An 18767-nucleotide genomic window follows, 5' to 3' on the forward strand; every position below is an offset into this window, starting at 1 on the left:
GGGATCCATGGATTTCGGACAGACCGAGCGGAGCCGCGAACTCCTCGAACGGCTGCGCACATTCATCGCCACCGAGGTCACACCGCTCGAGCAGCGCATCCGCGCAGCGCGCAGCGAGACCCCGGAACAGCGCCGCGACGTCGCGGCCGCCGACCTGTGGTCGGTGTCGCCGGAATATCGGGAGCTCCAGCGCAAGGCCCGCGATCAGGGTCTGTGGAATCTCTTCCTGCCCGACGCCGAACTCGGTGCAGGACTCACCAACGTCGAGTACGCGCCGCTCGCCGAGGAGATGGGGCGGTCGCCGTTCGCGTCCGCGGTGTTCAACTGCGACGCCCCCGACACCGGCAACATGGAAGTGCTGTACCACTACGGCAGCGAGGCGCAGAAGCAGAAGTGGCTGCGTCCCCTGCTCGACGGTGAGATCCGCTCCGCGTTCTGCATGACCGAACCCGGTGTCGCCTCCTCCGACGCGACCAACATGGCCGCCACCGCCGTCGTCGACGGCGACGAGGTCGTCCTCAACGGCCGCAAGTGGTGGAGCACCGGCATCGGTCACCCCGACTGCCGCATCCTGATCTTCATGGGCCTGACCGACCCGGACGCCCACAGGTACCGGCGACACTCGATGGTCCTCGTCCCCATCGACACCCCCGGCGTCGAGGTCGAACGGATGCTCTCGACCATGGGCTTCTACGACGAACCCGGCGGGCACGGAGAGGTGTCGTTCACCGACGTGCGGCTGCCCCTCGACGCCGTCATCGCCGGCCCCGGACGCGGCTTCGAGATCGCCCAGGGCCGGCTCGGTCCGGGGCGCATCCACCACTGCATGCGTCTCGTCGGGCTCGCCGAGCACGCCCTCGAACTCGCGTGCCGTCGCGGGCTGGAGCGCACGGCCTTCGGGAAGCGGCTCATCGACCTCGGCGGCAACCGGGAACGCATCGCCGATGCGCGCATCGCGATCAACCAACTGCGCCTGCTCGTCCTCAACGCCGCGTGGCTCCTCGACACCCAGGGGCTCGCCGGGGCACGGTCGGCGGTGTCGGAGATCAAGGTCGCCGCGCCCCGCGTCGCCCAGCAGGTCGTCGACTTCGCCATCCAGATCCACGGCGGCGCAGGCATGTCCGGTGATTTCCCGCTCGCCGGTGCCTGGACCGCCGCGCGCGCGCTGCGTCTCGCCGACGGACCGGACGAGGTGCACCAGGGACTCGTCGCCCGATTCGAACTCGCGAAGTACACGGAGGCCGTCAAGTGAGCGACCTGCCCGACAACGCCCGCGCCGTCCGCGACGAGGACGCCTTCGACGTCGCCGCGGTCGCCGCGTGGTTGCACGACCACGCCGGCATCGACGGGGTCCCCGAGGTTCGTCAGTTCTCCGGCGGCGCCTCCAATCTCACGTACCTGCTGCGCTATCCCGATCGCGATCTCGTGCTGCGACGTCCGCCGGCGGGAGCGAAACCGTCGTCCGGGCACGACATGTCGCGCGAGTACCGGATCCAGTCACTACTGTCCACCGCCTACCCGCACGTGCCCGCCATGATCGGGTTGTGCACCGACCCCTCGGTGCTGGGCAGCGACTTCTACGTGATGGAACGTGTGCGCGGAACCATCCTGCGCGGCGACGCCGCAGCGGCACACGAACTCACCCCCGAGCAGGTCCGCACCCTGTGCACGCGCATCGTCGATCTGCTCGTCGAACTGCACGGTGTGGACACCGCCGCAACGGGACTCGACGAGTTCAGTCGCGGCAGCGGCTACGTCGCGCGGCAGGTCGCGGGCTGGACGGCCCGCTACGCGAAGGCCCGCACCGACAATGTGCCCGACTTCGCGCGGGTCACCCGGTGGCTCGACGGGACACAGCCCGCCGACGTCGCCTCCGTGCTCGTGCACGGCGATTTCCGGCTCGACAACGTCGTGCTCGACGAGAACGATCCGCTGACACCCGTCGCGGTGCTGGACTGGGAACTCGCGACCGTCGGGGACCCGCTGATGGATCTCGGCTCGTCCCTCGCCTACTGGGTGCAGGCCGACGACGATCCGATGCTGCTCGCCACGAAGCGTCAGCCGTCGGACCTGCCGGGGATGCTCACCCGACGGGAGATCGTCGACTACTACGCGGCGAAGACCGGCCTGTCGGTGGACAACTGGGGATTCTACGAGGTGTTCGGGCTGTTCCGCCTCGCCGTCATCGCCCAGCAGATCTACTACCGCTACCACCACGGACAGACGACCAACCCCGCGTTCAAGGACTTCTGGATGGTCGTCGGATACCTCGACAGCCGGTGCAACGCGCTGATCGACCGTTACGAGAAGGAGAACCGATGAGCCGGCCCACGCGCCAGAGGATCCTCATCACCGGTGCCAGCTCCGGGCTCGGTGCCGAGATGGCACGTCAGTTCGCCGCGCGCGGACACGATCTCGCGCTCGCGGCACGTCGCACCGACCGCCTGGAAGAGTTGCGCACCGAACTGATGGGCGCGAACCCCGGTATCACGGTCTCGGTGCGGGCACTCGATGTCAACGACCACGACGCCGTCTTCCGCGTCTTCCGTGAATTCGACGAGGAACTCGGGGGTCTGGACCGGATCATCGTCAACGCCGGACTCGGCAAGGGGCAGCCGCTGGGTACCGGATACTTCCGGGCCAACGCGCAGACCGCGAACACCAACTTCCTCGGTGCCCTCGCTCAGAGCGAGGCCGCGCTGGAACTGATGCGCCCGCGGAATGCCGGTCACCTCGTGTTGATCTCGTCGATGAGCGCGATCCGCGGTATGCGGGGCAACATCACCACCTATGCGGCGTCGAAGGCGGCGGTCGCGTCGCTCGGTGAGGGCATGCGTTCCGATCTCGCCGACACCGGCATCACCGTCAGCACGATCTTCCCCGGCTACATCCGCTCGGAGATCAACGAGAAGGTGAAGAAGGTCCCGTTCATCGTCGACACCGAAACCGGCTGTCGCGCGCTGGTGGCGGCGATCGAGAAGGAGCCGGCGAAGGCGTATGTGCCGGGCTGGCCGTGGATTCCGTTGGCCTACGCGATGAAGGTGCTGCCGCTGTCGCTGGTCCGCCGCATCTCCTGACGCACCCGCGCGCACTTCTGGTAGTTCCCACTACCAGAAGTGCGCACGGCTCGGGTGCGGGAAGGTTACTTCTCGGCGCCGATGATGAACGCCTCGAGCTCGGCGCGGGCCTTGTCGTCGGCCATCTGGACCGGCGGGGACTTCATCAGGTACGCGGAGGCCGGGAGGATCGGGCCGCCGAGACCGCGGTCCTTGGCGATCTTCGCGGCGCGGATCGCGTCGATGATGATGCCGGCGGAGTTCGGGGAGTCCCACACCTCGAGCTTGTACTCGAGGTTCAGCGGTGCGTCACCGAACGCGCGACCCTCGAGCCGGACGTACGCCCACTTGCGGTCGTCGAGCCACTCGACGTAGTCGGACGGGCCGATGTGGACGTTGCGGTCGTGAACCTTGCCGGACAGCGGGCCCTCGAGGTTGGAGGTGACGGCCTGGGTCTTCGACACCTTCTTCGACTCCAGACGCTCACGCTCGAGCATGTTCTTGAAGTCCATGTTGCCGCCGACGTTCAGCTGGTAGGTGCGGTCGAGCACGACACCGCGATCCTCGAACAGCTTCGCCATGACGCGGTGCGTGATGGTCGCGCCGACCTGCGACTTGATGTCGTCGCCGACGATCGGGATGCCGGCCGCGCGGAACTTCTCGGCCCACTCGGGGTCGGAGGCGATGAACACCGGCAGTGCGTTGACGAAGGCGACGCCGGCGTCGATGGCGCACTGGGCGTAGAACTTGTCGGCCTCGTCGGAGCCGACCGGCAGGTAGGAGACGAGGACGTCGACCCGGGCGTCCTTCAGGGCCTGCACGACGTCGACGGGCTCGGCGTCGGACAGCTCGATGGTCTGGCTGTAGTACTTGCCGATGCCGTCGAGGGTGTGTCCGCGCTGCACGGTCACACCGGTCGGCGGAACATCCGCGATCTTGATGGTGTTGTTCTCGCTGGCGTTGATCGCCTCGGAGAGATCGAAGCCGACCTTCTTCGCATCGACGTCGAACGCGGCGACGAACTTGACGTCGCGGACGTGGTACCTACCGAACTCGACGTGCATCAGGCCGGGGACGGTCGAGCTCGCGTCCGCGTCCTTGTAGTACTCGACGCCCTGGACCAGGGACGAGGCACAGTTTCCCACGCCCACAATGGCCACGCGTACAGCGGTGTCGGTGCTGTTCTCACCCATGGTCGGGTTCTCCTTCTTTCCTGCTTGCTGCTGACGACTGCTCGGCGGCGATGAGTTCGTTGAGCCAACGCACTTCGCGTTCGCTGGACTCGAGCCCGAGCTGATGTAGCTGTCGGGTGTACCGGTCCAGCGTGCCGCTGGCCCTCCCGATCGCGTCGCGGAGGCCTTCTCGGCGTTCCTCGACCTGGCGCCGCCTGCCTTCCAGGATCCGCATCCGCGCTTCGGCGGGGGTGCGGCTGAAGAAGGCGAGGTGGACACCGAATCCGTCATCGGTGTAGTTCTGCGGTCCGGTGTCGGCGACGAGTTCGGCGAACCGTTCGCGACCGGCGGCGGTGAGCTGATAGACGCGTCGTGCCCGGCGTTTGACCGGGCCCGGAGCACCCGAATCCTCCTCGATCAGGCCGTCGGACTGCATCCGACGCAGCGTCGGGTACAGCGAGCCGTACGAGAAGGCGCGGAACGCGCCGAGCAGGCCGGTGAGGCGCTTGCGGAGCTCGTAGCCGTGCATGGGTGACTCGAGCAGCAGCCCGAGAATTGCCAGCTCGAGCAAGTGGGCCACCTCCCGGACAATCGAACCCAACCGAATGATACGACGACAGACTATATCGCATCGATATATACGACCGTACGCTCATCCGATACATCGCGTGGGTGGCGCCGCGAAACCGCAGGTGAGCGAGTGGCGGGGGTGGTTCGGCGTCGTGTGGGGCTTCGGCGACCGGAGGCGGCGGCCTACCGTGCGGGGCCGGTATCGGTCGCCGACGTGTCCGCCCCGGACGCGGGTCCGGTCGTCACGGTCGCCACCGTCGGCGCCGACGTCGATCCGGCGGGCGGTGTTCCGCGGGCGGGCAGTACGAGCCACACGACCGCCGCGGCCGCGACGAGCGTCACACCCGCGACGGTGATCCGCAGCAGACGGGAACCGGACGGCCGATCCGCGGCGGCGGCGGTGCCCGCTGCGGGTACATCGCGGACGAGTTCGGCGAGTTCGCGCAACGTCGTCGCTGATCGGGCGCGTGCGTGGAGGTCGCGATGATCGGCGGTGGTGAGGTGGCCGTCGGCGTGGGCGGCGTCGAGGCGCGCACAGGTGTGCGCACGGTCGCTGTCGCGCACTCGGGTCTGCGGCGTGTGTCGGCGGGCCACGCACGAAGGGTAGTTCGTCCCGGATGTGCCCGTATCGACGGTGTCCGGGGGCACGCACCACTCACGTTCCGATGCGGCGCACGTACTCTGGACCCGTGCGAACTCAGCGGCAGGTGGTGGACTACGCGTTGCAGCGACGGTCGCTGCTCGCCGAGGTCTACTCGGGGCGACGCGGCGTGGCGGAGGTCTGCGACGCCGGTCCCTATCTGCTGCGAGCCGCGAAGTTCCACGGTCGGGGCAGCGATGTCGTGTGCCCCATCTGCCGCAGGGAGCAACTGACCATCGTGTCCTGGGTGTTCGGAGACAAACTCGGTCCGGTGTCCGGATCGGCGCGGACACCCGAGGAACTCGTGCGCCTGGCAGCCGGTCAGGAGGAGTTCTCGGTGCACGTGGTCGAGGTGTGCCGCACCTGCCGTTGGAACCACCTGGTGCAGTCGTATGTCCTCGGTGCGCAACCCGCACCGAAACGTCCCCGTCGTCGTTCGGCGGGAACGGATCGACGCACTGCGAGCGAGTGAACGGACACCGGGCGTGATCACGACGTTCCAGTGGAGTTCACACGTGTACGAGACCGAACGACCGGGTCGTCGAGTACCCGTCCACCGACGGATTTCGAGGATGCGGCGTAACGCGTCGCGCAACCATTTGGAGAAACGTACGTGAGTTCCCCCGACAACGAGCCCGACGAGAACCGGCCGGTGCCCCCTCGCGGGGACGGCCCGGCGGCGGGAGTGCCGCCGCGGCGTCCCGCACCCGGCGACGCTCCAGACCGGGGTCGCCCGCTTCCGCCCCCGGCGGGAGGGCAGGGACGGCCCGGTCCTTCGCAGATGCGTCCCGGGCCGCAGGGTCGGCCGGCGCAGCCGGGTCCGCAGCAGGGTGGCCGACCGCCGATGCCCCCGCAGCGCGGGCCCGTGCCGCCCCCGCAGCAGGGCCGCCCGATGCCGCAGGGCAGGCCCGGTCAGCCGGGGCAGCCGGAACGTCAGGGGCGCCCCGGACCGCCGCCGGGTCGGCCGGGGGATTCACCCTCGCAGCAGCCACGCCCGCAGGGCCGGCCACCGCAGGGTCAGCCACCGCAGGGCCGGCCTCCGCAGGGGCGCTCCCCGCAGGTCCCGCCCGCCGATCGTCGTCCGGGGGCCGCCGGCGCCGACGCCACTCGCCGCATCTCGCACAGCCCCGCCCCCGGATCGGTGTCCGCGGGAGACCAGGCCACGCCCGCCCGTCCGGTGCCCGACCGGCCCGCGACCGCCTCGGCGACCGGTGGTCCGCCGACGAAACCGCCGACCGGCGGTGGAAACGGGAGCGGAAGCGGAAGCAGCGGCGGCGGAAGGAAGAAGCCGTCGCGGTGGCGCACCGTCCGCAGGGTGTGTTACGCGCTGGTCGGTATCGGCATCGTCGTGCCGATCCTGGGTTTCATGCTCGCGTACATCGTGCAGGACGTGCCGAGGCCCGGTGAGCTCGTCACCAACCAGGCGGCGACCATCTACAACTCCGACGGATCGACCGTCATCACCAAGGTGATCCCACCCGAGGGCAACCGCACCGAGGTGGACCTGCAGCAGATCCCCGAACACGTCCGCAACGCGGTGCTGGCCGCCGAGGACCGCGATTTCTACACCAATCCGGGCTTCTCGGTCACCGGATTCGCACGTGCCGCCCGCGACAACATCCTCGGCCGCGACAGCGCCGGTGGTGGTTCGACCATCACACAGCAGTACGTGAAGGTCGCGGTGGTCGGTTCGGAGCGCACGCTCACCCGCAAGATCCGCGAACTCGTGCTGTCCACGAAGATGGCGAACCAGTGGTCGAAGGACGACATCCTCGAGGCCTACCTGAACACCATCTACTTCGGTCGCGGTGCGTACGGCATCGCGGCGGCCTCGAACGCCTACTTCGGTAAGCCCGTGTCCGATCTGACGATCGAAGAGGGCGCCGTGCTCGCGACGTCCATCAACCTGCCGTCGCTGCTCGATCCGGAGACGAATCCCGACGGTGCGCGGTCGCGGTGGAACTACGTCCTCGACGGCATGGTCACCGCCGGCACGCTCGACGCCACCACCCGGGACGCGATGCAGTATCCGGCGTACGTCCCGCTCGCCGAACTCGACAACGGCGACGACACCAACGGACCCGAAGGTCTCATCAAGACCCAGGTCATGCAGGAGTTGTCGGCGGAGGGCATCGACGAGAACCTGCTGAACACCGCGGGACTCGAGATCACCACCACCATCGACGTACAGGCCCAGGCCGCCGCGCTCGACGCAGTCCGTTCCAATCTGGAGGGGGAGCCGGAGGAACTGCGGACCGCCGTGGTGTCCGTCGATCCGCGTTCCGGCGCGGTGCGCGCGTACTACGGCGGGGAGAACGGGGTCGGTTTCGACTTCGCCCAGTCGGGGTTGCAGACCGGCTCGTCGTTCAAGGTGTTCGGTCTCGCCGCCAACCTGGACCAGGGGGTTCCCCTGTCGCAGACGTACGACAGCGGTCCGCTCACCGTCAACGGCATCAGCATCGGCAACGTCGAGGGCGAGCAGTGCGGTGAGTGCACCATCGCCGAGGCACTCAAACGGTCGTTGAACACGAGTTTCTACCGGATGATGCTCGACATGGAGAACGGCCCGCAGGCCATCGCCGACATGGCGCACACACTCGGTGTCGCCGAGGAACTGCCGGGTGTCGGCCCGACCCTCACCGAGCCCGGTGGCGCCGGACCGAACTACGGCATCGTGCTCGGCCAGTACCAGTCGCGGGTCCTCGACATGGCATCCGCGTACGCGACCCTCGCCGCGTCGGGTATGCACTACGACCCGCACTTCGTGCAGAAGGTCGTCACGTCCGAGGGCGAGGTTCTCCTCGACCGCGGTGCACCGCAGGGGGAGCAGGTCGTCGACGAGGCCGTCGCCGACAACACCACCGCCGCGATGGTGCCGATCGCCGCGTACTCCCGCAACCACGGGTTGGCCGGCGGGCGCCCCTCGGCCGCCAAGACCGGTACCGCGCAGCTCGGCGACACCGGATCGAACAAGGACGCGTGGATGGTCGGGTACACCCCGTCGCTGTCGACCGCCGTGTGGGTCGGCACCGAGCAGGGTCTCCCCCTCGAGAACAGCTGGGGCGGGATGATCTACGGCTCGGGTCTGCCCTCGGACATCTGGAAGGACACGATGGACGGGGCCCTCGAGGGCACCGACATCGAGAAGTTCCCGACGCCGGGCAAGATCGCCGGGGTGTCCGGTGTGCCGACGTGGAGCGTGTCGACGACCGCTCCCCCGACGACGGAGTCGTCCACGACCCGCACGATCCCGACGCTGCCGGACATCCCGGACATCACGACGCAGAACGTCGAGATCCTGCCGGGGGTGACGATTCCGATCCCGGGTGTCGCACAGCAGCAGACGACGACACCACCCCGCGGGCCGGGACAGTCCGGAAATTCCGACACCACCGAATCCGAGACCGAATCCGAGACCGACACGGACACCGGACCCGGTGACGGTACCGATACCGGCGACGATTCGGCTCCCGCCACGACCACGAACCGGGTGCCGCAGTTCGACGATCCGGGCGGGCAGTTCGGGGGTGGACGCTAGCCCGGTAGCCTCGCGACGTGACCGTGAACGAGGACGTCGAGCGCACACCCCGGGTGTCTCCGGCGCCGCTCACCGACGATGTGCGGTCCGTGGACTGGCGCGACACCCCGGGCCGCACCGATCCGATGGTGGCGCGTCTGTCCACGGTGATCGGTGGTCCCGTGGGCCGGCACGCGCTCATCGGCCGGGTGCGGTTCTTCACGCCGCTGCGCGCGATGCTGCTGCTCGCGATCGTCGTGCTGGCGTTCGGCTGGTTCGGTAAGGCCGCCTGCATCCAGCAGGGGCCGGTCGGGGCGGACGGTGCACTCGGCCTGGACTGGAGCGACAACCGCCAGTACGTCGCGATGTGTTACTCCGACATCGTTCCGCTGTACGGCGCGGAACGACTGTCCGAGGGCGCGTTCCCGTACGCCACGTCCTGGCAGGAACCCGGTCCGGACGGTGCGACGCAGACGCGGTACATGGAGTACCCGGTGCTCGCCGGTCTGTACCAGTACGTGTCGATGCGAGTGGCGAAGGCATGGGATTCCGCATCGTGGCTGCCCGGCGGCCTGCAGGTCGCCATCTACTTCGACGTGGCGGCGTTCGGCCTGGCACTGGGGTGGCTGGTGACGCTGTGGGCGACGGCCATGTCCGCAGGCCGGCGGGTGTGGGACGCCGCGCTCGTCGCGGCGTCCCCGCTGGTGGTCGTGCACGCGTTCACCAACTTCGATGCGTTGTCCACCGCGTTCGCGGCGTGTGCCCTCCTGGCGTGGGCCCGACGCCGCCCGGTTCTGGCCGGGGTGCTGCTCGGGCTCGGTGCCGCGACGAAACTGGTCCCGCTGCTGCTGCTCGGCCCGCTGCTCGTGTTGTGTCTGCGCGCAGGGAAGATGCGTTCGTTCGCGCGCGCGGCGGCCGGGGCCGCCGCGGCGTGGCTGGCCGTGAACCTGCCGATCATGGTGCTCTACCCGCGCGGATGGCTCGAGTTCTTCCGACTCAATTCGGATCGGGGTGCCGACCCCGACTCGATCTACAACGTGCTGCGTTCGTTCGTCGGATGGCCCGATCTCGCACCGTCCACATTGAACGTCGTCTCGTTGGTGTTGTTCGCAATGGCGTGCGCCGCGATCGCGTGGCTGGCGCTCACCGCGCCGCGCCGACCACGGTTGGCGCAGTTGTGTTTCCTGGTGGTCGCAGCGTTCCTGATCACCAACAAGGTGTGGAGCCCGCAGTATTCGTTGTGGCTGGTTCCCCTCGCGGTGCTCGCGGTTCCGCACCGCCGCGCGTTGCTGGCGTGGATGACGGTCGATGCGCTGGTGTGGGTGCCGCGCATGTACTACTACCTGGGGCCGGCCGACAAGGGTCTGCCCGAGCAGTGGTTCACCGCGACGGTCGCGCTCCGCGACATCGCGGTGCTCGCGCTGTGCGCCGTCGTGGTGTGGCAGATCCGTCGTCCCGACCGGGACCGGGTGCGGTACGGCTTCATCGACGACCCGGTGGGTGGGGTTCTCGATCAGTCCCCCGACGACCCGCCACGATGGTTGCCGGCGTGGTTGCGGCCACCCGGTTCGCAGTCCCCGTGTCCGATGTCATCCGATCGGAGGATGTCGCCGAGCGTCGGGCGACACTAGGGTCGCGAGCGGGGTTCGAGGTGGAGGGGAGGCCACTGTGGTGACGAGAGGCGAGAAGGATCCGGCCGGACGACGAGGTGAGTTCACCGTGTGTGATCTCGCCGATGCCGTCGTGTCGGGTGACGCGGCGGCGATGCCGGCGCTGTTGCGGCGGATGCTGGCACCGGTGACCTCGTACTGCCGCGCCCGCGCACGCTGCGCCGGGTTCGCGTTCACCGACGCCGACGATCTGGCTCTCGAGGTGTGCCGGGAGGTTCTCGCCGGGTTGTCGCGGACACCGGGGGTATCGGGCACCACCCTTGCCGGCCGATCCGTCGTCGGAGGACCGTTCCTCCGCTACACCTACCGGATCGCGTCGGCCTCGGCCGACACGAAGTTCGGTGCGGGTGGCGACACGACCATGACGCACACCCAGCAGGAGGTCCTCATCCTGCGGACCATCATCGGACTCGACACGGTGCAGACCGGTGCCGCGCTCGACGTCACCCCGGGCCGTGTCCGAACCGAACAGCACGCCGCGCTCAACTCGTTCCGCGCGGCCTGATCGGTTCAGATCCGCAGCGCGGTGAACGGCGCCACCGGGATGTTGCGGACCACGAACCACGCGGTGACGGCCACGAGCACGATGTGCGGTGACCACCGGTAGCGATCCCACCGAGGCATCGGTGTGCCCCGCAGACGACCACCCACCCACAGCACGTAGGTACCGGCGAGGAGCACCACGGCTGCGACACCGAGCGCGTTGTAGTGCAGTGCCGAGGCGACGTCCAGGCGCAGCAGCGAGTACAGCATCCGGGAGGTCCCGCACCCGGGACAGTAGATCCCGAGCAGGGTGTACGTGGGGCACGGGGGGATCACACCACCGGGAGTCGTGGGGTCGGCCCACGCCACGAAAGCGCACACACCCGCCGCGCCCAGCCCGACGAGAGCGGGGGTGCGCAGGCGTGCGGCGAGTGCGTGCACGGCGATCAGGTGTTGGAGGCGCTCATGGCGGCGGCGATCACCACTAGCAGGATGATCACGCCGTACTGCAGCAGCGACGCCACCACAGACCAGATCGCCCATGTCTGCGCCGACTGAGCCGCGCGGCGCGCCTCGTCGAACTGGCCCTGCCCCCACAGGTTGTTCACCCGCGACGACTGGATCAGGGAGATGATGCCGAACGGAAGGCAGCACAGAACGGTGGTGATGATGCCCCACACCATGTAGTTGTCGGGTGGTGGCGTGTACGTCGGGTAGCCGCCGTAGGCGGGATTCGGCGGGACCTGCCCACCCGGTGGTGGTGTCCACCCCCGCCCGTCGTCGGGGTACTTCGGGTATTCGGTCAAGTCCTCCCCCTCGTGGTGGTGAGCCGATGTTCGGCGGATGCAGTTCCGTCCGTGCCGGACCCGGTGTACGGGGACGAACGGAGGAACACGACGAACAACGCGGCCAACAGTAGCGCGCGGCCCCACACTCCGACGCCGACGAGAACGAGCGCGGTGGACTCGTCGCCGTCGCCGGCGGTGGCGGCGAACCAGCGGAAGATGCCGATGCCCATCGACAGATCGACCACCAGGTACGCGGCGATCCACTGCCAGGGGATGTTCAGGAGCACGAGCAGCGGCAGCAGCCACAGGGTGTACTGCGGTGAATGCACCTTGTGCAGCAGCAGGAACCCGCACAGCATCGCCGCCGACACCGCCAGCCACGGGAACGTGCCCTCCCGCAGGTAGCGTCGCCATCCGAGCCACATCGCGAGCGCGAACGACGCCAGGACCAGGGTCGGTGAGACGAGGGAGACGAGGTCGTCGTACTCGGCGGTGACGTCGTATCCGGTGCCGCCGCCGATGAGGGGCCGCAGCCCCCAGAACCAGATCGAGTTGCTCGTCGGGTCCGCGGACCGATCGAACTGGAACACGAACGACGCCCGCCACCCCTCGTATCCGAGGACCGCGAACGGCAGGTTGACGAGGATGACGGTGCCGATCGCCGTCGCCGCGACCGCGAGGGCGCCGCGGGTGTCGCGGCGGTCGCCGTCCTCACCCCCGGTGTACACGTAGGCGAGCAGCGGCAGCACGAACAACCCCGGATAGATCTTCAGACAGAAACCGATCCCCAGCAGCGCCGCGGCCGCGATCCCGCGGGTACGCAGCGACCATCGTCGGATCCCGACGACGACGATCGCTGCGACAGCCACGGCCACCACCGGAAGATCCCAGTTGAGGAACGCGTACAGCACCAGCGGTGGCGTCGCCGACCACCACAGCGCCCGCCATCCGGTGCGGCGGGCGAGCATCCACGCGACGGCGAGCCCGAACGGGGCGAGCAGCAGCGCGCACTGGCGGAGGAACTCCGCGTCGGTGTGTGCCCCCACCGCCCCCAGCCACATCAGGACGCCGCTGAGCACGGGATATTCGACGCTGCCCCCGGTGAGCTGCCCGGCCTCGTTGAGTCCCCCGGTCAGGAACGGGAACTGGTGCAGGTTGATGCCGCGGCCCAGCCACAGCTGCTGGATGTCGGAATAGCAGACGTGTGCGTCCTTGACCTCGTCGAACCGCATGGAGCGGCCCAGCAGGTCGAACGGCGGTCCCGCGCAGCGGGCCTTGGACAGGTAGCCGAGCCACATCGTCGCTGCGCACAGCAGCACCGCGACGGCCGTGGCGGTGCGGCGGCTGGTACGCATGGGCTCACCCTAGGACAATTTCGCTGGTCAAGCGGAGGTCATGTACTCTGGTCGGGTTGCCGACGCAGGTGACCCTCTCGTCACGGATCGTCCGTGACCGTTCACAGTCCATGGGAGGTGATGAGGTCTTATGCGTCATTACGAATTGATGATCATCCTGGACCCCAGCCTGGATGAGCGCACCGTCGCTCCCTCGCTGGAGACGTTCCTCAACGTGATCCGCCAGGAAGGCGGCAAGATCGACAAGGTCGACGTGTGGGGAAAGCGCCGTCTCGCATACGAGATCGCGAAGAACACCGAAGGCATCTACGCGGTCGTCGACATCAACGCGACGCCCGCCGCGGTTGCGGAGCTGGATCGTCAGCTCGGCCTGAACGAGTCGGTGCTCCGCACCAAGGTTCTGCGCCTCGGGAAGTGAGCCTGTCAGCGCCGAGCCGTAGGCTCTGGCGCAGCAGGACTCCACACACAGCAGGAGGAACCACATGGCAGGCGACACCGTCATCACCGTGGTCGGCAATCTGACCGCCGACCCCGAGTTGCGTTTCACCCCGTCGGGTGCCGCGGTCGCGAACTTCACCGTCGCGTCCACCCCCCGGATCTTCGACCGTCAGTCCAACGAATGGAAGGACGGCGAGGCCCTGTTCCTGCGCTGCAACATCTGGCGTGAGGCAGCGGAGAACGTGGCCGAAAGCTTGACCAGGGGCTCGCGCGTCATCGTGCAGGGCCGGCTCAAGCAGCGCAGCTACGAAACGCGTGAAGGCGAGAAGCGCACTGTCGTGGAGCTCGAGGTCGACGAGATCGGCCCGTCGCTCCGCTACGCGACGGCCAAGGTCACCAAGGCCGGTCGCGGTGGCGGCGGCGGTGGTGGCTTCGGTGGTTCCTCCGGCGGATCGGGCGGTGGGCGTCCCAGCGCCAACCAGGGTGCCGGCGGAGACGACCCGTGGAGCAACGCTTCGCAGGGTGGCTCCTTCGGTGCCGGTGGGGACGACGAGCCCCCGTTCTGATCCGACCTTCGATCGGAACATCACACAACGGAGAAGACCATGCCCAAGTCGCCCGCGCGCGAAAAGGTATTGAAGAAGAAGGTCTGCGCGTTCTGCAAGGACAAGCAGGTGCAGATCGACTACAAGGACACGACGCTGCTGCGCAAGTACGTCAGCGATCGCGGCAAGATCCGCGCTCGCCGCGTCACCGGCAACTGCGTTCAGCATCAGCGCGACATCGCTGTCGCGGTGAAGAACTCGCGTGAGGTTGCTCTGCTCCCTTACGTCTCGACGACTCGCTGAGGAAAGGGAGGGAACATCATGAAGCTCATCCTCACCGCCGATGTGGACAACCTCGGTGCGCCTGGCGACACCGTTGAGGTCAAGGACGGCTACGGCCGCAACTACCTGCTGCCCCGCGGCCTGGCGATCGTCGCCACCCGTGGTGCCCAGAAGCAGGTCGAGGGCATCCGCCGCGCCCAGGAGGCCCGCGCTGTCCGCGGCCTCGAGCACGCCCAGGAACTCAAGGCCGCCATCGAGGGCCTCGAGGACGTGTCGCTGTCGGTGAAGACCGCAGCCGACTCGGGCAAGCTGTTCGGCTCGGTCACCGCCGCCGACGTCACCGGCGCCATCAAGGCCGCCGGTGGCCCGGTCGTCGACAAGCGCATCGTCGAGCTGCCGAAGGCGCACATCAAGGCGACCGGAAAGCACCAGATCGTCGTGAAGCTGCACCCGGACGTCACCGCGAAGTTCACCCTGAACGTCGTCGCTGCCTGACACCGGTTCACGAGGAGCCCCGCGCACCTGCGCGGGGCTCCTCGCTGTCTGTGTACAGGCTGTGGATAAACCCTGTGGGAAGAGCGTCGTATTGTGACCTGCCGCATATCTCCACGTGAACGAACTGGTGGACACGCCCGGGTGTGCGACGCGCCGCGACACGCCGAAATCGGGGTATTCCACAGGCATGAACACGGATTTATGCGCTACCACCTGCGAAAACGAGAAATGTGAGATGTGTTCTCCCCAGGTTGTCCACATACGGTGCACAACGTTGTCCACGCCTTTCCACAATTCATCCACAGATGTGTGCACAACCCGATTTGGTGACGGCGGTTTTCGCTCCTAACGTCGTGCGCACGACTCACCGAAAGATGTCGGTGTGGACCGGTAGAACGTGGGTGTGAACCCGGCGCCCACCGGACCGCCGGAACAGCAGTCCGGGACGTGTCGGCCACCCCACCGGGCGTGGCACTGAACTTCGGGAAGGGCGGGGCAACGCGTTGGCAGTTGTGGACGATCGTGGCTACTCCGAGTACCCCGGTCCGGACGACGAGCCGGGCGGCGACATCGGTCGTCAGCCTCCGCAGGACATGGTCGCCGAGCAGTCCGTGCTCGGCGGCATGCTGCTCAGCAAGGACGCCATCGCCGACGTTCTCGAGGTCCTGCGTCCGGGAGACTTCTACCGGCCCGCCCACCAGAGCGTCTACGACTCTATCCTCGACCTCTACAGCCGCGGTGAACCCGCCGACCCGGTCACCGTCTCCGCCGAACTCGACCGCCGCGGCGAACTCAAACGCATCGGCGGCGCCGCCTACCTCGTCACCCTCACCCAGACGGTGCCGACCGCCGCCAACGCCGGCTACTACGCCGAGATCGTCGCGGAGAAAGCGATCCTGCGTCGCCTCGTCGAGGCCGGCACCCGCATCGTCCAGTACGGGTACGCGGGGTCGGAAGGTCAGGAGGTCGCGGAGGTCGTCGACCGCGCCCAGGCCGAGATCTTCGACGTCGCCGAACGCCGCACCACCGAGGACTTCGTGCCCCTCGAAGAACTGCTGCAGCCCACGATGGACGAGATCGACTCCATCGCCAGCCGCGGCGGCGTGTCGCTCGGTGTTCCCACGGGCTTCGCGGAACTCGACGAACTCACCAACGGTCTCCACGCAGGCCAGATGATCATCGTCGCGGCGCGACCGGGTGTCGGCAAGGCGCTGGCCCTCGACACCGAACTGCCCACCCCCACCGGTTGGACCACGATGGGCGACGTCGCCGTCGGCGACGACCTCCTCGACTCGCACGGCAGGCCCACCCGGGTGGTCGCCGCGACCGACGTCATGGCCGACCGCCCGTGCTTCGAGGTCGTGTTCTCCGACGGGACCGTCCTCGTCGCCGACCGCGACCACCAGTGGCGCACCTCCGACGGCGTCGTCCGCACCACCGGCGAACTCGCCGCCACCGTCGATGCCGCGCACACCGTCACCAACACCGACGCGCTGGACCTGCCCGCCGCCGCCCTCCCCGTCCCCCCGTTCACCCTCGGTGCGTGGCTGGGTGGCCCGTGCTCCGACCCGCACGTGCACATGCGCGTCGAAGGCCTCGGCGGCTTCACACAGGACATCCTCGCGTTCGGCGCCCACATCCCCGCCGAATACCTGCGGGCCTCCGAACAGCAGCGCCGCGAACTGCTCGCCGGTCTCCTCGACGCGGGCGGCACCATCGGCGACGACGGCACCGTGCGGTTCGCGTCCGCGTGCACCCGGCTCGTCGACGACGTCACCGAACTCGTCGCCGGACTCGGCTACACCCGCACCGTCGACGCCACCGGCCTGACGTTCACGGCCGGCGACGACGTGTTCGTGCTCCCCAGCAAGGCGCTGCGCCACAAGGAACGTCGCGGCGACGTCGTGCGGGCGCGGCGGATCGTCGACGTGCGGCCCGTTCCGTCGGTGCCGGTGCGGTGCGTCGAGGTCGACGGCGAGCACATGTACCTGGCGGGTCGGTCGATGGTGCCCACCCACAACTCGACGCTCAGCATGGACTTCATGCGGTCGTGCTCCATCAAGCACGGCATGGGATCGGTGATCTTCTCCCTCGAGATGGGCAAGACCGAGATCGTCATGCGGTTGCTCTCCGCCGAAGCGAAGATCAAACTCGCCGACATGCGATCCGGTCGCATGACCGACGACGACTGGACCCGCCTCGCGCGCCGCATGAGCGAGATCAGCGAGGCCCCGCTGTACATCGACGACTCCCCCAACCTGACGATGATGGAGATCCGCGCGAAGGCGCGGCGCCTCAAGCAGAAACACGACATCCGGCTCATCGTCGTCGACTACCTCCAGCTGATGACGTCCGGTAAGAAGGTCGAATCACGTCAGCAGGAGGTCTCCGAGTTCTCCCGAAGCCTCAAACTTCTCGCGAAGGAACTCGAGGTTCCGGTGGTCGCGGTGTGTCAGCTCAACCGTGGCCCGGAACAGCGGACCGACAAGAAGCCGATGGTGTCGGACCTTCGCGAGTCGGGATCCCTGGAACAGGATGCCGACATGGTGATCCTGCTGCACCGCCCCGACGCATTCGAACGCGACGACCCCCGCGGCGGCGAAGCCGACCTCATCGTCGGCAAGCACCGCAACGGACCGACCGCGACGATCACGGTTGCCCACCAGTTGCACCTTTCACGGTTCGTGGACATGGCGCGCGGCTGAGTCGCTGTCGAGATGCAGCGATAGATCTGCTGGCTGATTCCTACTCTCGACGACACCGGGCTCGGACGACAGCACCGCCGAGAGCTGGGCCGGTGCGGACGGGATCACCCGGTAGCACACCCGGGTGCCGCGGCGCTCACAGTCGAGCAGTCCGGCTTCGCGCAGCACCTTCAGGTGGTGCGAGATGGTCGGCTGGGACAGCTCGATATATCGCCTATCCCCCCAGTTTCCCGAAAGTCAGCGCAACGTCCCACGGCTGCGCACCCCACGTCGAGATCGCCGACGCCACGAATATCCCGGATCCGGGCAACGACTGCGCGGTGGCGGGCGCCGTCACCGTGGCGCCGGGCCGGCCCTCGGGAACATCGGGCCAGACGCCGGTGCCACGCGGCGCGGGAGCGGCCTCGATCAGCGATACCGGACCGTCGCCCCGATCCAGGACCGCGAAGAGGCAGTACGGCTCGGGCATCTCCTCCCAGCCGCCCAACTCCGCCACGAAGTACTCGCCACGGTCGGCGGCCGACATCGCCGCCGCCGACAGGAACCCCTCCAGATCGCGCCACGGGTTGCTCTCCGGCCGTACCGGATCACCGAGTTGGAAGACATTCGCCTCCACCTGCATCGACTCCCCCGAGGCGGTGGCGGCGAACCGGTTCTGCACCACCAGTGTCCCGGTGTTCGCATTCAGGTAGGCGGCCTCACGGAAACGATCGTCCTGCCTCGGTGTACGGCCGACGATTCCGCGACCCAGAATCCCGGACAGTCCGTCTGGATCCTCCACGGACCACAACTGCGACCCCCGGTCGGTCCAGGTTCGGATCAGCCCGCCCGCGACCGGGCTCAGCATCGCCGTGACCATCGTCGCCCCCGGTTCGACTCCCCGACGCGCCTCATTCGTCATCATGTCGCTCCCTTGCCCTCCGACACCGGGCGCCGGCCCGGGGTCACCCACCACTGGGCAACACGCCAACGTAGCTGCCCCCACTGACAGGTGACGGTCGGCACCTGTCGGTCGCGCGTGTGTTCGCCGTGCCGGGTGCCTGTCGACGCA

At 68.2% G+C, this 18767-nt stretch carries 19 protein-coding genes and 1 pseudogene; 12 read left to right on the forward strand and 8 right to left on the reverse strand.

The annotated features are described in order from the left end of the window. Window positions 1–7 precede the first annotated feature (7 nt). Genes LDQ05_RS00610 through LDQ05_RS00620 form a run of 3 tightly spaced genes read left to right on the forward strand, consistent with a single transcriptional unit; the run spans window position 8 to window position 3077 of the window. Window positions 8–1252, forward strand: coding sequence for an acyl-CoA dehydrogenase family protein (locus tag LDQ05_RS00610; protein ID WP_226434948.1), 1245 nt, complete (start codon window positions 8–10; stop codon window positions 1250–1252). Beyond that, complete coding sequence (locus LDQ05_RS00615; protein ID WP_226434949.1) at window positions 1249–2322, forward strand: phosphotransferase family protein; 1074 nt, start codon at window positions 1249–1251, stop codon at window positions 2320–2322. The genes LDQ05_RS00610 and LDQ05_RS00615 overlap by 4 nt, the downstream gene beginning before the upstream one ends. Continuing rightward, window positions 2319–3077: an SDR family oxidoreductase gene (locus LDQ05_RS00620; RefSeq protein ID WP_226434950.1), complete on the forward strand. Its 759-nt coding sequence runs from the start codon at window positions 2319–2321 to the stop codon at window positions 3075–3077. The genes LDQ05_RS00615 and LDQ05_RS00620 overlap by 4 nt, the downstream gene beginning before the upstream one ends. A gap of 65 nt (window positions 3078–3142) precedes the next feature. On the opposite strand, the gene LDQ05_RS00625 is transcribed toward LDQ05_RS00620, so the two are convergent. The 3 genes from LDQ05_RS00625 to LDQ05_RS00635 form a co-directional block, all read right to left on the reverse strand. After that, a complete protein-coding gene (locus tag LDQ05_RS00625) occupies window positions 3143–4249 on the reverse strand; it encodes an inositol-3-phosphate synthase (RefSeq protein WP_226434951.1) in 1107 nt (368 codons plus the stop codon). After that, window positions 4242–4799, reverse strand: a complete 558-nt coding sequence (locus tag LDQ05_RS00630; RefSeq protein WP_226434952.1) for a PadR family transcriptional regulator — start codon at window positions 4797–4799, stop codon at window positions 4242–4244. Before LDQ05_RS00630 ends, LDQ05_RS00625 begins: the two co-directional genes overlap by 8 nt. Before the next feature lie 182 nt (window positions 4800–4981). After that, window positions 4982–5392: a DUF1707 SHOCT-like domain-containing protein gene (locus LDQ05_RS00635; RefSeq protein WP_226434953.1), complete on the reverse strand. Its 411-nt coding sequence runs from the start codon at window positions 5390–5392 to the stop codon at window positions 4982–4984. Between the two features lie 71 nt (window positions 5393–5463). Here LDQ05_RS00635 and LDQ05_RS00640 point away from each other — a divergent pair, with 71 nt between their 5' ends. The 4 genes from LDQ05_RS00640 (at window position 5464) to LDQ05_RS00655 (ending at window position 11130) form a co-directional block, all read left to right on the forward strand. Then, a complete protein-coding gene (locus tag LDQ05_RS00640; RefSeq protein WP_226434954.1) occupies window positions 5464–5910 on the forward strand; it encodes a DUF5318 domain-containing protein in 447 nt (148 codons plus the stop codon). Window positions 5911–6330: 420 nt separating this feature from the next. Further along, window positions 6331–8976 (forward strand): transglycosylase domain-containing protein, encoded by a 2646-nt coding sequence (locus LDQ05_RS00645; protein ID WP_372460997.1) that lies wholly within the window; start codon window positions 6331–6333, stop codon window positions 8974–8976. A gap of 125 nt (window positions 8977–9101) precedes the next feature. Then, window positions 9102–10586, forward strand: coding sequence for a glycosyltransferase family 87 protein (locus LDQ05_RS00650; protein ID WP_226434986.1), 1485 nt, complete (start codon window positions 9102–9104; stop codon window positions 10584–10586). A 40-nt stretch (window positions 10587–10626) separates the two neighbouring features. Further along, window positions 10627–11130 carry an RNA polymerase subunit sigma-24 gene (locus tag LDQ05_RS00655; protein ID WP_226434956.1) on the forward strand — a complete coding sequence of 168 codons (504 nt, stop codon included), beginning with the start codon at window positions 10627–10629 and terminating at the stop codon, window positions 11128–11130. A gap of 5 nt (window positions 11131–11135) precedes the next feature. On the opposite strand, the gene LDQ05_RS00660 is transcribed toward LDQ05_RS00655, so the two are convergent. Genes LDQ05_RS00660 through LDQ05_RS00670 form a run of 3 tightly spaced genes read right to left on the reverse strand, consistent with a single transcriptional unit; the run spans window position 11136 to window position 13251 of the window. Further along, window positions 11136–11549 carry a DUF2752 domain-containing protein gene (locus LDQ05_RS00660; RefSeq protein ID WP_226434957.1) on the reverse strand — a complete coding sequence of 138 codons (414 nt, stop codon included), beginning with the start codon at window positions 11547–11549 and terminating at the stop codon, window positions 11136–11138. A gap of 5 nt (window positions 11550–11554) precedes the next feature. Continuing rightward, on the reverse strand, window positions 11555–11914 hold the full coding sequence (locus LDQ05_RS00665; RefSeq protein ID WP_226434958.1) for a CD225/dispanin family protein: 360 nt from the start codon (window positions 11912–11914) through the stop codon (window positions 11555–11557). Further along, window positions 11911–13251, reverse strand: a complete 1341-nt coding sequence (locus LDQ05_RS00670) for a glycosyltransferase 87 family protein (RefSeq protein ID WP_226434959.1) — start codon at window positions 13249–13251, stop codon at window positions 11911–11913. Before LDQ05_RS00670 ends, LDQ05_RS00665 begins: the two co-directional genes overlap by 4 nt. 130 nt (window positions 13252–13381) lie before the next feature. On the opposite strand from LDQ05_RS00670, the gene rpsF reads away from it, so the two are divergent. From rpsF to dnaB, 5 genes are all read left to right on the forward strand, one after another. Next, window positions 13382–13669, forward strand: coding sequence for a 30S ribosomal protein S6 (gene rpsF / locus LDQ05_RS00675; protein ID WP_226434960.1), 288 nt, complete (start codon window positions 13382–13384; stop codon window positions 13667–13669). Between the two features lie 64 nt (window positions 13670–13733). After that, window positions 13734–14255, forward strand: coding sequence for a single-stranded DNA-binding protein (locus LDQ05_RS00680; protein ID WP_226434961.1), 522 nt, complete (start codon window positions 13734–13736; stop codon window positions 14253–14255). A gap of 39 nt (window positions 14256–14294) precedes the next feature. Then, entirely contained in the window at window positions 14295–14537 is a 243-nt protein-coding gene (gene rpsR / locus LDQ05_RS00685) for a 30S ribosomal protein S18 (protein ID WP_226434962.1), read from the forward strand. Window positions 14538–14555: 18 nt separating this feature from the next. Continuing rightward, complete coding sequence (rplI, locus tag LDQ05_RS00690; protein WP_226434963.1) at window positions 14556–15011, forward strand: 50S ribosomal protein L9; 456 nt, start codon at window positions 14556–14558, stop codon at window positions 15009–15011. Window positions 15012–15514: 503 nt separating this feature from the next. Continuing rightward, on the forward strand, window positions 15515–17716 hold the full coding sequence (gene dnaB, locus LDQ05_RS00695) for a replicative DNA helicase (RefSeq protein ID WP_226434964.1): 2202 nt from the start codon (window positions 15515–15517) through the stop codon (window positions 17714–17716). Here the strand turns inward: dnaB and LDQ05_RS00700 are convergent. Both LDQ05_RS00700 and LDQ05_RS00705 read right to left on the reverse strand, forming a co-directional pair. Then, window positions 17687–17920: pseudogene (locus tag LDQ05_RS00700) on the reverse strand (ArsR/SmtB family transcription factor); the annotation flags it as partial. The gene dnaB and the pseudogene LDQ05_RS00700 sit on opposite strands and share 30 nt — an antisense overlap. Window positions 17921–17930: 10 nt before the next feature. After that, a complete protein-coding gene (locus tag LDQ05_RS00705; RefSeq protein ID WP_226434965.1) occupies window positions 17931–18620 on the reverse strand; it encodes a hypothetical protein in 690 nt (229 codons plus the stop codon). Between the last annotated feature and the right edge of the window lie 147 nt (window positions 18621–18767).

The sequence above is a fragment of the Rhodococcus yananensis genome (assembly GCF_020515525.1).
GTDB classification, from domain to species: domain Bacteria; phylum Actinomycetota; class Actinomycetes; order Mycobacteriales; family Mycobacteriaceae; genus Rhodococcus; species Rhodococcus yananensis.

What these genes read in the sequence shown, in the direction of transcription:
- LDQ05_RS00610 (WP_226434948.1), top strand. Translation starts at nt 8, where the DNA reads ATGGATTTCGGACAGACCGAGCGGAGCCGCGAACTCCTCGAACGGCTG.
- LDQ05_RS00620 (WP_226434950.1), top strand. Translation starts at nt 2,319, where the DNA reads ATGAGCCGGCCCACGCGCCAGAGGATCCTCATCACCGGTGCCAGCTCC.
- LDQ05_RS00625 (WP_226434951.1), bottom strand. Translation starts at nt 4,249, where the DNA reads ATGGGTGAGAACAGCACCGACACCGCTGTACGCGTGGCCATTGTGGGC.
- LDQ05_RS00640 (WP_226434954.1), top strand. Translation starts at nt 5,464, where the DNA reads ATGCGGCGCACGTACTCTGGACCCGTGCGAACTCAGCGGCAGGTGGTG.
- LDQ05_RS00645 (WP_372460997.1), top strand. Translation starts at nt 6,331, where the DNA reads ATGCCGCAGGGCAGGCCCGGTCAGCCGGGGCAGCCGGAACGTCAGGGG.
- LDQ05_RS00650 (WP_226434986.1), top strand. Translation starts at nt 9,102, where the DNA reads ATGGTGGCGCGTCTGTCCACGGTGATCGGTGGTCCCGTGGGCCGGCAC.
- LDQ05_RS00670 (WP_226434959.1), bottom strand. Translation starts at nt 13,251, where the DNA reads ATGCGTACCAGCCGCCGCACCGCCACGGCCGTCGCGGTGCTGCTGTGC.
- rpsF (WP_226434960.1), top strand. Translation starts at nt 13,382, where the DNA reads ATGCGTCATTACGAATTGATGATCATCCTGGACCCCAGCCTGGATGAG.
- LDQ05_RS00680 (WP_226434961.1), top strand. Translation starts at nt 13,734, where the DNA reads ATGGCAGGCGACACCGTCATCACCGTGGTCGGCAATCTGACCGCCGAC.
- rpsR (WP_226434962.1), top strand. Translation starts at nt 14,295, where the DNA reads ATGCCCAAGTCGCCCGCGCGCGAAAAGGTATTGAAGAAGAAGGTCTGC.
- rplI (WP_226434963.1), top strand. Translation starts at nt 14,556, where the DNA reads ATGAAGCTCATCCTCACCGCCGATGTGGACAACCTCGGTGCGCCTGGC.
- LDQ05_RS00705 (WP_226434965.1), bottom strand. Translation starts at nt 18,620, where the DNA reads ATGATGACGAATGAGGCGCGTCGGGGAGTCGAACCGGGGGCGACGATG.